Source organism: Bacillus sp. MBGLi79 (assembly GCF_002953915.1).
In genome coordinates, this window is record NZ_CP026521.1 from 3,427,666 (window position 1) to 3,441,351 (window position 13,686).

Annotated in this window: 14 protein-coding genes and 1 other annotated feature; of the genes, 1 reads left to right on the plus strand and 13 read right to left on the minus strand. The window is 46.8% G+C overall.

What is annotated here, in order from left to right; translation table 11 throughout:
* The first annotated feature begins 169 nt into the window (after positions 1-169).
* Positions 170-373, plus strand: a complete 204-nt coding sequence (locus tag C1T29_RS17510) for a YrzA family protein (protein ID WP_023855370.1) — start codon at positions 170-172, stop codon at positions 371-373.
* Between the two features lie 39 nt (positions 374-412).
* On the opposite strand, the gene C1T29_RS17515 is transcribed toward C1T29_RS17510, so the two are convergent.
* The 13 genes from C1T29_RS17515 to C1T29_RS17575 all read right to left on the minus strand — a co-directional run bounded on the left by C1T29_RS17515 (position 413) and on the right by C1T29_RS17575 (position 13,684).
* On the minus strand, positions 413-1,105 hold the full coding sequence (locus tag C1T29_RS17515) for a YrrS family protein (protein WP_020452387.1): 693 nt from the start codon (positions 1,103-1,105) through the stop codon (positions 413-415).
* 58 nt (positions 1,106-1,163) lie between these two features.
* Positions 1,164-2,918 carry a peptidoglycan D,D-transpeptidase FtsI family protein gene (locus C1T29_RS17520; protein ID WP_103749537.1) on the minus strand — a complete coding sequence of 585 codons (1,755 nt, stop codon included), beginning with the start codon at positions 2,916-2,918 and terminating at the stop codon, positions 1,164-1,166.
* A 54-nt stretch (positions 2,919-2,972) separates the two neighbouring features.
* Entirely contained in the window at positions 2,973-3,449 is a 477-nt protein-coding gene (gene greA / locus C1T29_RS17525; protein WP_020452389.1) for a transcription elongation factor GreA, read from the minus strand.
* A gap of 238 nt (positions 3,450-3,687) precedes the next feature.
* The gene (gene udk / locus C1T29_RS17530; RefSeq protein WP_020452390.1) at positions 3,688-4,323 is read right to left on the minus strand and encodes a uridine kinase; all 636 of its coding nucleotides are present in this window, start codon (positions 4,321-4,323) and stop codon (positions 3,688-3,690) included.
* Between the two features lie 4 nt (positions 4,324-4,327).
* On the minus strand, positions 4,328-5,596 hold the full coding sequence (locus tag C1T29_RS17535) for a peptidase U32 family protein (RefSeq protein ID WP_020452391.1): 1,269 nt from the start codon (positions 5,594-5,596) through the stop codon (positions 4,328-4,330).
* 14 nt (positions 5,597-5,610) lie between these two features.
* Positions 5,611-6,540 carry a peptidase U32 family protein gene (locus tag C1T29_RS17540; RefSeq protein WP_023855373.1) on the minus strand — a complete coding sequence of 310 codons (930 nt, stop codon included), beginning with the start codon at positions 6,538-6,540 and terminating at the stop codon, positions 5,611-5,613.
* Positions 6,537-7,199 (minus strand): O-methyltransferase, encoded by a 663-nt coding sequence (locus C1T29_RS17545; protein ID WP_020452393.1) that lies wholly within the window; start codon positions 7,197-7,199, stop codon positions 6,537-6,539. The genes C1T29_RS17540 and C1T29_RS17545 overlap by 4 nt, the downstream gene beginning before the upstream one ends.
* A 146-nt stretch (positions 7,200-7,345) precedes the next feature.
* Positions 7,346-8,458, minus strand: a complete 1,113-nt coding sequence (gene mltG / locus C1T29_RS17550; RefSeq protein ID WP_208945501.1) for an endolytic transglycosylase MltG — start codon at positions 8,456-8,458, stop codon at positions 7,346-7,348.
* Positions 8,459-8,652: 194 nt separating this feature from the next.
* Positions 8,653-8,937 (minus strand): DUF1292 domain-containing protein, encoded by a 285-nt coding sequence (locus tag C1T29_RS17555; protein WP_016885528.1) that lies wholly within the window; start codon positions 8,935-8,937, stop codon positions 8,653-8,655.
* Positions 8,938-8,947: 10 nt separating this feature from the next.
* Complete coding sequence (gene ruvX / locus C1T29_RS17560; RefSeq protein ID WP_003183918.1) at positions 8,948-9,367, minus strand: Holliday junction resolvase RuvX; 420 nt, start codon at positions 9,365-9,367, stop codon at positions 8,948-8,950.
* 6 nt (positions 9,368-9,373) lie between these two features.
* On the minus strand, positions 9,374-9,640 hold the full coding sequence (locus tag C1T29_RS17565; RefSeq protein ID WP_003183920.1) for an IreB family regulatory phosphoprotein: 267 nt from the start codon (positions 9,638-9,640) through the stop codon (positions 9,374-9,376).
* An 83-nt stretch (positions 9,641-9,723) separates the two neighbouring features.
* The gene (alaS, locus tag C1T29_RS17570; protein ID WP_103749538.1) at positions 9,724-12,360 is read right to left on the minus strand and encodes an alanine--tRNA ligase; all 2,637 of its coding nucleotides are present in this window, start codon (positions 12,358-12,360) and stop codon (positions 9,724-9,726) included.
* 68 nt (positions 12,361-12,428) lie between these two features.
* Positions 12,429-12,646, minus strand: a binding site (T-box leader).
* A 60-nt stretch (positions 12,647-12,706) separates the two neighbouring features.
* A complete protein-coding gene (locus C1T29_RS17575; protein ID WP_231516509.1) occupies positions 12,707-13,684 on the minus strand; it encodes an AI-2E family transporter in 978 nt (325 codons plus the stop codon).
* Positions 13,685-13,686: the final 2 nt, after the last annotated feature.

Below are 13,686 nucleotides of genomic sequence, written 5' to 3' on the forward strand. Positions count from 1 at the left end.
ATTTTTACAATTCCTATAAGTATAGTATGATTTATTTGGTTGATTAGTTCTTATCCTACCACAAGTCATTCGTTTTGGGTACAAAAAAGGCTTGGTTATATTTCCCTTGTCACCCGGACGCTTCTTTGCTTTAATAAAAAATGACTTGAAACGAATGGAGGATTGGTTTATGAACTTCGGGCTCGATCTGATCAAAGATAAAATTGAGTTTTTTGAGGCGCTGAGCTTAGAGGAGCTTGAAAAAAAGATCAGTCAGCAGATTGAAAACAACCAGGCGCTTTTGCTGAGGGTCCATTCGGTTTCCCATCAGACGGCGGTCATTGACGGACGGATCCACTACAGCGCAGTCGTGCATTTTAAAGCCGAATCATAAAAAAAAGCGCCCGGTTGTTAAAACCGGACGCTTTTTTCTTTACTTCAACTGTTCAACTTTTGTCGGCTTCCAGCCTTTCCCGTCAACCCAAGTAATGGCTACCTGATATTTGACGCCGGTGTCCTTCGCCTGAATGGTTCCTTTCGCATCTTGCGGGCTGCCGTTGTTTCCGAGCCAGATCAACGTCATGTTATCCTGGGAAACCCCTGTCGCATATGAAATGGCTTCAAGCATTTCTTTCCAGTCTTGTGAAGACGAATCATATGTTGCGGTATGCTGTCCGCTCTGTTGTGTGCCGACAGGCTTCCAGTCAGGATTGATGATCGTTTTTTCAACATTGGCGCTTGAACCGCCTTCTTTCACTTCGGCTCCTTCAAACGGATCATCTGATGTTGATTTGTCCTCGTCTGAAGCAGAGTCTTTATCCTTGTCCGAGTCGGAATCGCTGTCTTCTTTGTCGGCAGAATCGCTTTTTCCTTTGTCCTCATCTTTTACATCTTCGTCAGACGTTTGTTTCTTATTGTCGGAAGCAGGTGCTTCTGTCGTCTGTTCAGAATCGTTTTTCGAAGCATCTTGCTGCGCCTGCTCCTTCGGGCTGTTCATCATCAGACTGCTGGCGACGACAACGATTAATACCAATACGATGCCTATTAAAATGTTAAGCACAAGATTCGCTTTCCTGCGCTTATCACGATTTTCAAAACGAGATTCCCTTGTTTCGCTCAAGTTCATTGCACTCCTTTTTCCCTCTTGCCTCGCTTTCTATTTTATCATCACCTGAGGCATTCTTCTATGTCTGGTTCTTTTCAATTTCATATACTTTTTTAACAATATCATAAAATACGGCATTTGTCGCAGCCCTGCTACCCGGCGTATCCATATGGACGACGACGAGCGCATATTTCGGTTTGTCCGCCGGAAAATAACCTGCGAACCATTTATGATAGAGCGATTTTTTGTCATCTGCCGTCCGGCCTGTCTGAGCTGTGCCCGATTTGCCCGCTACTTCGTACGGAAGATCTCTGAAGCGCCGGCCTGTCCCCTTTTCAGACGTGACGACTTTTCTGAGCAGTTTCTGCAGCTTTTGCGCGGTATACTGATCGATTTTCTCTCCGGGGAGCTTGTGATCTTTAAAAGCCGTCATCAATGTGCCGTTTTTATATTCGATCTGGTCTGCGATCTTGACTTGTTTTTTCTCTCCGCCTCTTGCAATGGTCGCCATCATGTTGGCGATTTCCAACGGGGTCAGCTTCACATTTTTTTGGCCGATGGCGGTCTGGGCTACAGCTTTTTTGACTTTTTTGTCCTTTTCATCCCCCCAGATTGATCCGGCAGTTTCATGATGAAACTGTCTGAACTCATCTTCATGATACAGCTTCCCTTCCCAGCCGACCCGTCCGGTCAGCCCAAGCTTTGCGGCGGTATCTTCGATCACGGAGCTGTTTTTTTCAACGAGCTGCCCAGCAAGATTTGTAAACGTGTAGTTGCAGCTTTCCGCAAAACTGTCTTCCAAGCTGAGCTTCCCTTTGTCTTCTCCGGCCTCACCGTACAGGTTCAAATTGCAGTTAAAGGTTTTTGACGGATGGTCCATGCCGTTTTCGATCGCTGCCGCGGCAATCACGGTTTTAAAAACCGAGCCGGGATATACCGGTGTCAGCATATAGTTTTGCCTTGTTTTTTGCGATGCCATGTTGAGATCGGGCTTGCTCGCAATCGCCGCCACGCCGTTCGTCTCGATGTCAATCAGAACCGCTCCGCCTTTATCAAGCTGATGGTCAGCCAATACATCTTCCATTGCCCGCTGAACCTTTTTGTCGATCGTTGTTTTGACTTGCAGCGGGTAAAACGGATTTGCATCTGCCGTATATTTGACGTCCATACCGAACAAAGGGTTTCCCAATCCGTCCACATGATACAACAGTTTTGTATCTTGTTCAGGCAGCAGGAATTCATCAAATGTCCGCTCCATGCCGAAGGTGCCGATTTTCGTGCTGATGGAGAGGCCCTCTTTATCGGGATATTTTCGTCGGAGAAGGTCCGGGTCTTGATTGGTCATACCGAGCGTATGCGAAGCCAGCCTGTTCTTTTCTGTTTCTTCTATGTATACGCCGTAAACGCCGGGATATTTCAGTTTATTGATTTTTTCGAGAGCCGTCTTTGAAATGGACGCTCCTTCATGTTTTGTAAGAATCACAGGTTTTTTCGCATGCTCAAGCTTATTCTCGAGCTCATCTTTTGTCATGTTTAAAATTTCGGCTGCTTCTTCGGCCGGCCATGGCTGATGTTTTAAAAAAGGAAATAAGACGATGGCCGGTTTTTGGCTGACGGACAAATGTTCGCCGTTCCGATCTAAAAAAGATCCTCTCCCGTCTGAAATCCGAACTTCCTCAGTGCGCTGTTTGACGCTTTCCTGGATTAAGTTCACATTCCGTTTAGAAAAGGATTCGGTAAAAAACAGTTGAATTTCAGCGAGCCTGATCAGCAGAAATAACAGGGCAGCCGAAATGATAATCGACACCCACTTCATGCGCTTTTGCCATTTCATAATAAAAACACCTCATCCACATTGTGGACGAGGTCATCGTTTGCTAAACAAATTTTATGAAATTTTCACAATCTTTACAAGCATTTCGCCGCCCGGTGTTTGAACGGTCACTTCGTCCCCGACCTGTTTGCCGAGAAGGCTTTTCGCGATTGGGGAATCGTTCGAGATTTTTCCTTCAAACGGGTCGGCTTCCGCGCTGCCCACAATGGTATAAGATTCTTCTTCACCGTCAGGAAGCTCCGTAAATGTAACGGTTTTTCCGAGGCCGACGATATCTGAGTTGGCACCATCGTCTTCGATGATCTTTGCGTTGCGGATCATATTGTCAAGGGTTGTGATGCGCCCTTCTACAAAAGCTTGTTCTTCTTTTGCTGAATCGTATTCGGAGTTTTCGGAGAGGTCTCCGAAGCTTCTTGCCACTTTAATACGTTCAACAACTTCTTTACGTTTAACCGTTTTCAAATACTCAAGTTCTTCTTCCAGTTTTTTCTTTCCCGTTTCTGTCATAGGAAATACTTTCTCTTGTGCCATGTTCCTTCACTCCTTCTAGTTGGTTCCTCATCACTTGTATGTGAGGTATAGACTTGAATATACAAGAATGAGGACAACCCTTGTCCCCTTCTTCTCTCCCATATTTGTAAAGTATCATATAAACCGGATGGAAGGCTCCGGTAAATGGTGCTTATACAGTTAAAGAAGGGCTCAGGATGAGAACCCTTCAATTTCTATACATAATATGGTCAGAGTTGTGTTTGTCTATGCTATGTTATTATAAAATCGCGTTTTGTTCAAGAATAGTTTGTATTTTTGTTACCATCAGGTCGATGGCGACGCGGTTTTGTCCGCCCTCCGGAATAATGATATCGGCATAGCGTTTCGTCGGTTCGACAAACTGGTTATGCATCGGTCTGACGACTGAGATGTACTGCTCGATGACAGAATCGATCGAACGTCCTCTTTCTTTTATGTCTCTGACCATCCTTCTGATGATCCGCAGGTCGGCATCCGTATCGACATACAGCTTGATGTCCATTAAGTCGCGGAGCCTTTCATCCTCGAGGACAAGGATTCCTTCCAAAATAATAACATCTTTCGGATCGACGTGCACGACTTCCTCTGAACGCGTATGCAGCTTGTAATCGTAAATCGGCTTTTTGATCGGCTTGTAGGCAAGCAATTCATTTAAATGCTCGATCAAATAGTCATTATCAAATGCAAGCGGATGGTCGTAGTTCGTGTTCAGCCGCTCTTCAAACGGCAGATGGCTCTGATCTTTATAATATAAATCCTGTTCCAGCATCAAGATCGAATGACCTTTAAACTGTTCATAAATGGATCTGGTGACGCTCGTTTTTCCAGATCCGGAGCCTCCCGCTATGCCGATAACTACCGGTTTTTTCCCCATGCCATTACTGCCCCTTTCTCATCATGTTGCTAGGATATATCTTGTTGTCCACTTTAAATTTGACGATCTGCAGGGGATGGCGGGCTGCATCAAGCACATTGCCTTTTTCGTCCCATATCGTGTCAATTTTGCATGTGAAATTTTCGATTTCCGGACCGAAAAATTCGACTTCATCTCCGGTTTTAAAGAAGTTCCGCTGCTGGAGCGTGACCATTTTTGTCTCTTCATCATAATCAAGGACAAGTCCGGCAAAGTCGTATGTTGTCTTTTTGCCGTGAACGCCGAACATCTGCTCTTCATATCCGGGGGTTCCTTCAAAGAAAGCAGGCGCCGTGTCTCTATTGGCGCATTTGTCCAGTTCTTTCAGCCATTCTTCTTTGATGACGAAATTTTCGGGGTCAGCGCAATAAGAATCGATCACTTTTCTGTACACACTGACGACTGTCGCAATGTAGTGGATCGATTTCATCCGGCCTTCGATTTTCAGGCTGTCAATACCCATTTCAATCATTTGCGGAATCGATTCGATCAGCTTCAGATCTTTCGGGCTCATCGCAAACGGTGCATCGCCTTCTTCATATAGCGGCAGTGCATTCGCCCCGTCTGTCTGATACAAATCATAGTCCCATCGGCATGACTGGCAGCAGCCTCCGCGGTTAGAGTCTCTGGCCGTCATATGGTTGCTGAGCACGCAGCGGCCGGAATAAGCGATGCACATCGCACCATGTATGAATGTTTCGATTTCAATATCCACTTTTTCTTTCATTTCTCTGATCTCAAGTGCGCTCGTTTCGCGCGCGAGCACGACCCGCTCAAGGCCTTCTTCCTTCCAGAACTGAACGGCTTTCCAGTTTGAAAGGGACTGCTGGGTGCTCAAATGCACTTCCAGCTTCGGCGCGACCCTGCGGCATGTTTCAATGATCAGGGGATCAGCGACGATAATGCCTGACACGCCTGCTCCCTCGAGGTCGCGCAAATAGTCTTCTAGCCCGTCGATATTTTCTTCATGCGCAAAAATGTTTGTCGTCACATAAATTCTGGCGCCGTATTTTTTCGCAAATTCGACACCTTCAGCCATTTCTTCAATTGAAAAGTTATCTGCGTTTGAGCGGAGTCCATATTCACGTCCGCCGATAAATACAGCGTCTGCGCCATAGTGGACAGCGATTTTCAGTTTTTCCAAATTTCCCGCCGGAGCAAGAAGTTCTGGCTTTTTCGTAATGACGCGTTTTCCATCAACGATTTTGGAAATTTTATCTTTTACTGCAGACATGGCTATCCCTCCTTTTAGTATACTGTTTCTTTGAAAAAGAATCCGGTATCGATGCTGCGGTTTGCAGGCTGCAGCTGTTCAATCCGCTCGATCCATTCTTCTTTCTTGTCTTCGTATGCTTCTCTGTCTGCGATGCAAAGGTCGATGGCTTCGCGGTACATGGCCGTTACCTCAGTCATGTATTCGACCGATTTTAAAATCCCTTCAATTTTAAATGAATCGACGCCGGCATCGATTAAATCCTCAAGCTCATCAATGATGCAGACGTCATTCGGACTCATGATGTGCGTGCCGTTTTCGTCTTCGAAAATCGGATATTTGTTACCGCGTTCTTTATCATGAAGATACATGCCTTTTTCTTTTTTCTTTCCTTCGATATCCATGACTTTTCCCTGGTATTCAAAATAGTTGCCGATCAGGGAGCGCTTTGACTGGAACATACATGTCATGCCGTGAACCTGAATTTCGATCTCGACTTCTGCTTTCTCTTTAATCTCAACGATGCTGTCCATGTTGAGCTCTCTTGCGAGCACCGCGCGCTTCGCGCCCTTTCGCCCCCAATAGTTGCAGGAATAATGGTTGGTTGCGGTCGTTTCCGTATTCCAGTGAAGTTTCATATTCGGCGCTGATTCCCGTGCAGCCATAAGTACAGCGGGATCGCCGAAGACAACCGCATCGGCGCCTGCCTCTGCCAAGAAAGAAAGGTAGTCATTCAGTTCTGGCACCCGGTCATTGTGAAAAATCGCATTCACGGCAACATATACTTTTGCGCCTTTTTGATGAGCCTGAATGATGGCTTCTTTTACTTCCTCTCTGGAAAACTCCCCGGCTAAACGCAGACCGAACCTTTGTTCACCGATGATAAACGCATCGGCGCCCGCCTCTGCCAAAGGCTTAATATCCGAAACAGCCGTCGGCGTCACAAGCAGTTCAGGCTTTTTCATATCCGTTCACCTCTTTTTTGACTGACGGCCAATCCGTCGCCCACAGGCAGGATCGCCGTGTGGTAGTCAGGATGCTCCATCAGCCAATGATTGTAATGATCTATTTTCGATACAAGCTTTTTGATGCGCTTGTTTTCGATCTGATTGTAATCTGATGCGACAAGGCCTTTGAAAAGGACATTGTCAGTAAAAATGATGCCGTCATCGGCGAGCATTTTTTCATATATACTGAAAAACTTCTGATACTGGCCTTTTGCGGCATCGATAAAAAGCGCATCATAAGGAGCCATCGATTGAACGGCGTCCGATTCGCTGAGCGCATCGCCGAAGAACACGTGAATTCTGTTTTCAAGCTGGAATGACCGGATGTTTTTCAACGCTTCCCGATACCTGTCTTCATCGCGCTCGATCGTAAAGATTTCAGCTTCGGGAAGGGCAAGTGCCATCCGAATCGCCGAATAACCGATGGCGGTACCGATTTCAAGAATTTTTTTCGGATTTTTGAGTGAAAGAAGCTGCAGGAGCACTTCGATTCCTGTCGGTTCCATAATGGGCACGCCATGCTTTTCGGCATAGGCCTCCAGTTTCATAATTTCAGCCGGCCTTTGCTTCAGCAGCTTTTCAAGATAGCCGGTCAATTCTTCGTGTCCAATCTTCACGGGCAGATGGCCTCCCTTTCATAAAAAAGAGCCTTAGGTCAGATGTGCAGCACTCTCCTAAAGCAGTCGACTGTCTTTTCTCAATAAACAACCCGATATATTTTATCATAAAACCTTTGTATTTGCGAATAAAAGGAGAGTAATTTTTACTCTCCTTTTTCCTCGTCCTGCGTGTTCGTAATGTATTTTGCTTTTGCTTTATTGTGTTCTTCAAGCGTTTTTGTAAAGACGACTTCCCCATTTTTCTTTGCAAGGAAATAAACATAGTCTGTTTGCTCCGGATTTAATGCCGCTTCCCAGGAGCTCTCTCCCGCGTTAGCAATCGGCCCAGGCGGTAGACCGGCATGTTTGTACGTATTATACGGGGAATCCGCTTCAAGGTCTTTGTACATGACACGGTTTTTATGCTCCCCAAGCGCGTATAAAACGGTCGGATCCGTTTGCAATGGCATGTTTTTGCTGATGCGGTTGTAAAAGACGCTTGAGATTTTGTGCCGGTCCGCTTTTTCGGTAGCTTCTTCTTCAATTAACGAAGCCATCGTCAAGGCTTTGTGGACGGACATCTTTTTGTCTTTCATCTGCTTTTCATACTTTTCAGCCAGCTGATCTGTTTGTTTGATCATCGCTTCGATGATTGCGTCCAGCTTCGTCTCAGGGTCGTAAAACGGATATGTCGCAGGATACAGGTATCCTTCAAGCGGATGCTTGATATTCTTGTTTAGCACGTCGTCGGTGATCAGTTTCGGATACTTCTGTTTTAATCGGCTGATGAATTCGCGGTCATCCAGCTTTTTCATAATGTCCGCTGCCGAGTAGTTGGTTTGTCCGGCGATGATAGCTGCGATTTCCTGGAGCTGTCTTCCTTCAGGAACGGTAATTTTAAATGCCGGTACATGCGAAGCGCTCGTCAGCTTTTTGACCATGCCGGCCGCATCCATCGACTGGCTGAGCTGAAAGTTCCCCGCTTGAAAGCCGGAGGCATTTTTAAATTTCACATAAGCGATAAATACTTTTTCGTTTTTAATTAGGTCCTCTTTTTTCAGTTTGGCGGCGATGGACGTAACGGTCGATCCTTCCGGAATATAGACGCTGCCCGTTTTTGCATTATTTTTATCGACCGGTTCGAGCGCCGATTTGACGTAGAGCGAAACAGCGCCTGCGGTTAAAATCAGCAGAACCGCGACCACAGTCAGCCAAAACTTTATTTTATGTTTAAGGAGTCTTTTTATAAACGGTTTCTTTGTCTGATCTTCAAACATTGGTGTCCTCCTCTCCTCCCATGGTATATACTACATGATTCGTTATCATTCGGCAATTTATTACAAAATGTTTTAATAAAAAAAGCCGCCTGTCGGCAGCAGGGCGCAAATGATTGCAGATGCCCATTTAAAAAATGACAAAATCCTAAAACGGTTTAAGTTTTAGGATTTTGTCAAGCGGTTCAGCCGCTGCTTTATTCTTCTTCGTCTTCATCCGCTAAAAACGTGTTCAGCGTCTCTTCGATCATATCCCACTCTTCTTCTGTTTCAATCGGCATCAGTTCGCCGTCTTCTCCGGCTTCATTCGGTACGAAGCTTGAAGCATGGATCTCGATCTCTTCCTCATCCTGTGCTTCAACCGGATAATAAAGCACGTATGACTTGTTAAACTGATCGCTGTCAAATGTGAAGAGCACTTCACACAGCTGTTCGTTTCCTTTGTCGTCTACAATCGTAATGTTTTTTTCTCCGTGTTCCATCTTATTCACCTCATGAGTTTAGGCTGTCGAGATATCCTTGAAGGATCATCACGGCCGCCATTTTATCTATTACTTTTTTTCTTTTCTGCCTGCTTACATCTGCTGAAATCAGCATTCTTTCGGCCGCCATTGTCGAGAGGCGCTCGTCCCAAAGCACGACGGGAACTTGAAACGTTTCTTCAAGCACTTCCGCGAACTTCTGGCTCGCCTCCCCCCTCGGGCCGACGGTTCCATTCATGTTTTTGGGAAAACCGAGTACAATCTTGTCAATGACATAGTCTTTCGTCAATTCGGCGAGGCGGTTCAAGCCGTAGTCACCGCCCGCCTCGTCGATTTTAATCGTTTCTATCCCTTGAGCCGTCCAGCCCATTTCATCGCTCAACGCTACGCCGAGCGTTTTCGAACCTAAATCCAGACCTAATATTCGCATGCTTGTTTACGCCTCTTTATGCTGTTCTAAGTACGATTTAACCAATTCTTCGATTATCTCGTCTCTTTCTATTTTCCGAATCAGGTTACGTGCATCTCGATGCCTTGGAATGTAAGCGGGATCTCCTGATAGCAGGTATCCGACAATTTGGTTGATCGGGTTGTAGCCTTTTTCCTGAAGCGCATCATGGACGGTTATCAGCACTTCATTTACATTGGTTTCCATCGAATCGTCGGAAAAGTTAAATTTCATCGTCTTATCAAATGAGCTCACCGTTTTGCACCTCTTTCCCAAATTCGCAGGCAAAGTTTCAGCCTGATTACCTTCTAATCACCATTCTACACCACAACGGCTATTTATAAAACGGATTTTACCCATTCTTCCGCAGATGCTAATGCTTCAGCAAGCCGCTCAGGCTGTTTTCCTCCCGCCTGCGCCATGTCTGGACGGCCGCCTCCGCCGCCTCCGCATGCTTCTGCGACTTGCTTGACAAGCTTGCCTGCGTGGAAACCCCGCTCTATTAAATCTTTTGTAACTCCGGCGGAAATATTCACTTTTTCGTTTTGAACCGCCCCGAGAACGATGACGGCTGAGCCCAGTTTCGCCTTCAGATCGTCAACCATTGTGCGCAGGTGATTCATATCTTTGGCATTCACTTTTTCTGCGAGCAGTTTGATTCCGTCAATTTCTTTTACTTTTTCTAAAATCTCTCCGGCTTCTTTATTTCCCAGTTTCGCCAATAAAGATTCGTTTTCTCTCTGAGCTTCTTTCAGATCAGACTGGAGCGCCTCGATCCGTTTCGGCACTTCCTTCACATTGGTTTTCAGGACTTCTGCCGCCTGCTCGAGAAGCTCCAGTTTGGCGTTCATCTCTTCATAAGCGCCCTGCCCAGTTACCGCTTCGATTCTGCGGGTGCCGGCCCCGATGCCTGATTCGGACACGATCTTAAAGAGACCGATTTCAGCCGTGTTTCTCACGTGGCAGCCTCCGCACAGCTCGATGCTGTAGTCGCCAACTTGAACGACGCGGACGATGTCTCCGTATTTTTCGCCAAACAGCGCCATGGCTCCCATCGCTTTCGCTTCATCAATCGGTTTTAAGTCGATTTGCACAGGAATCGATGCCCAAATTTTCTCGTTCACTTTTGTTTCTATTTGTTCGAGTTCTTCCTTAGTCACCTGTCCAAAGTGAGAGAAGTCAAAACGCAGACGGCTGTCAGTGACTAGCGAGCCGGCCTGGTTGACATGCGTACCGAGCACATCTTTCAGCGCCTGATGAAGCAAATGTGTCGCGGTATGGTTTTTGACGATGTCTTTTCTGAGCCGCTCCGTGACTTCTGCGGTCACGCTCATGCCTCTTTTAATTGCGCCGCTTTCCACGATCCCTTCATGCAGGTTCTGGCCGTTCGGCGCTTTTTTAACGTCTGTGACGCGAATCGCGGCATCCCCGCTTTTAACCCAGCCTCTATCACCGATTTGCCCGCCGCTTTCAGCATAGAACGGGGTTTTTTCCAGGATAAACTGAACTTTCTTGCCTTCTTGAACGAGGTCGGCAAGTTCCCCGTCTTGAAGAAGCTCGGCGATTTTCGTTTCCGTTTTGATATCGGAATAGCCGATGAATTCGCTTTTTGTCATGATATCGCGGAGAGCGCCGCCTTGAACCTGCATGCTGCCGACGTCCTGGCGCGCCTGCCGGGCCCGTTCGCGCTGCTTGTCCATCTCGCGCTCAAATCCGTCATGATCGACTTCCATGCCTTCATCTTCGGCGTATTCTTCGGTCAGTTCAACAGGGAATCCATACGTATCATACAGTTTAAAGACATCTTCCCCGGAAATGATGCGGTTTCCTTTTGCTTTTTCCTTTTGAATCACTTCTGAGAGAATCACCAAGCCCTCGTGCAATGTTTCATGGAAGCGTTCTTCCTCTGTTTTGATGACTTTCGCGATAAAGTCCGCTTTTTCTTTGACTTCGCCGTAGAATGCGGCCATGATGTCGGCAACTACCGGCACGAGCTCATACATAAACGGACTGTTAATATTGATGGACTTCGCATAGCGGACAGCGCGGCGAAGCAGCCTTCTGATGACATAGCCGCGCCCCTCGTTTGACGGAAGCGCTCCGTCGCCGACCGCAAACGCAGCCGTTCGAATATGGTCGGCCACAACCTTAAATGCCGTATCTTTTTCAGCAGATGTGCCGTACTTTTCTCCTGAAATGGCTTCTGTCGCCTTGATGATCGGCATAAACAAATCCGTATCATAGTTCGTCTTGGCATCTTGAATAACAGATACCATCCGTTCAAGGCCCATCCCCGTATCGATGTTTTTCTTCGGAAGCGGTGTGTATGTTCCGTCAGGATTGTGGTTGAACTCGGAGAACACAAGATTCCATACTTCAAGGTAACGCTCGTTCTCCCCACCCGGGTAAAGTTCCGGATCAGACGGGTCATTTCCATAATCTTCACCGCGGTCATAGAAAATTTCGGTATTCGGTCCGCTCGGGCCTTCGCCGATATCCCAGAAGTTTCCTTCCAGTCTGATAATCCGTTCCTCAGGAACGCCGATTTTTTTTGACCATAATTCATACGCTTCGTCATCTTCCGGATGGACCGTGACTGACAGCCGTTCGGGATCGAAGCCGATCCATTTTTGATCGGTTAAAAATTCCCATGCCCACTCGATCGCTTCTTCTTTGAAATAATCGCCGATCGAAAAGTTCCCGAGCATTTCAAAGAACGTATGGTGGCGGGCTGTTTTCCCGACATTTTCAATATCGTTCGTCCTGATTGATTTTTGAGCGTTGCAGATACGCGGATTCTCCGGCACAACCCGTCCGTCAAAATATTTTTTCAGCGTCGCAACTCCGCTGTTGATCCAAAGCAGGGAGGGATCTTCATGCGGAATAAGAGAGGCGCTCGGTTCAACGGCATGCCCTTTTTCTTTAAAAAAATCTAAAAACATTTGGCGCACTTGTGCGGATGTCAATGTCTTCATTATTTTTTCCTCCTTTAAATGATGCACATGCAAATTAAAAAGCCCCCGCCCTATGCAAACAACGTTTACACAGGGACGAGAGCTCCTCTCGCGGTACCACCCTGATTATGGGCGTAACAAAACGCCCATCACCTTGATATCCGAATAACGCCGGATGAAGACGGCAGGTTTTCGCCTGCACTCAGGATTAGCTTCTACTGATCTTCTGTTAAAGCTCTTTCACCGCAATGGAGCTTCTCTCTATAAAACAGGGCTTCAGTATACTCGGATCCGTCAATCGAGATACGTATGTATGTCTATTTCGAAATTATAGACAACGGAGGCCGTTATGTCAAACTTCTGCCGCTCACGCTTTTCTTGCCGCTAAAAAATGGACGAGCATCACTTTGATAACGGCCATGACAGGCACAGCCAGAATCATGCCGATGATACCGGCAAGCTCCCCGCCCGCCAGCAATCCAAGCATAATGACGACGGGATGCATATGCAGGCTTTTGCCGACGACAAGAGGGCCGAGAATATTGCCTTCGATAAACTGCAGCACCAAAATCGTAATGATCACCACGAAAACGAGCCTCGTCGATAAAGCGGCAGCTACAATAACGGCGGGAATCGCGCCGATGACGGGACCGAAATACGGGATGACATTTGTCGCGCCGATGACAAGGCCGAGGATCAGCGGATAGGGCAGGTCAAAAAACCAAAATGACAGGCTCGCTCCCAAGCCGATGACAAGACAGACAAAAAGCTGGCCTCTGATGTAGTCTCCAAGAGAATCATCGACATCGCGGATGAATTCGCTGCCTCTCGCCCTCCATGAAGAAGGCGTCAAATACCATACCGCCTTCTTCATCGTATCAATATCTTTCACCATATAGAATACTAAAAAAGGAATAATCGCCGCCACGAGCATATAATCAAAAACGAACCGGATGCTTCTGATCGTCCGTTCCACCCAGCTTGCTACGAATTCCTCCGTCTGATTGACGAACCTGTCGATCCTGTCGTGCATGCCGTCGGGCCAGCCGTCTGTATGATGATGCAGCTGATCCAGCATGCTTTCGTAAGATGCGGCAAGAAACGGAATTCCCTCTGATAGCTCTGTCAGCTGTTTAATGAGGATCGGCACCCCTTTGTAAAAGGCATAGCCGAGACCGGCAAAAAACAGAACATAAATCAGCAAAATACTCAATGTTCTCGGCACGCCGGCCCGGTGTATCTTTTCAACGACAGGCAAAAGCAGATAGGTGATAAAAACCGCAATTACAAGCGGAATCAGAAGCGACTTCAGCAGCACGCAGACAGGCTCCCAAATCATTCTCAGCT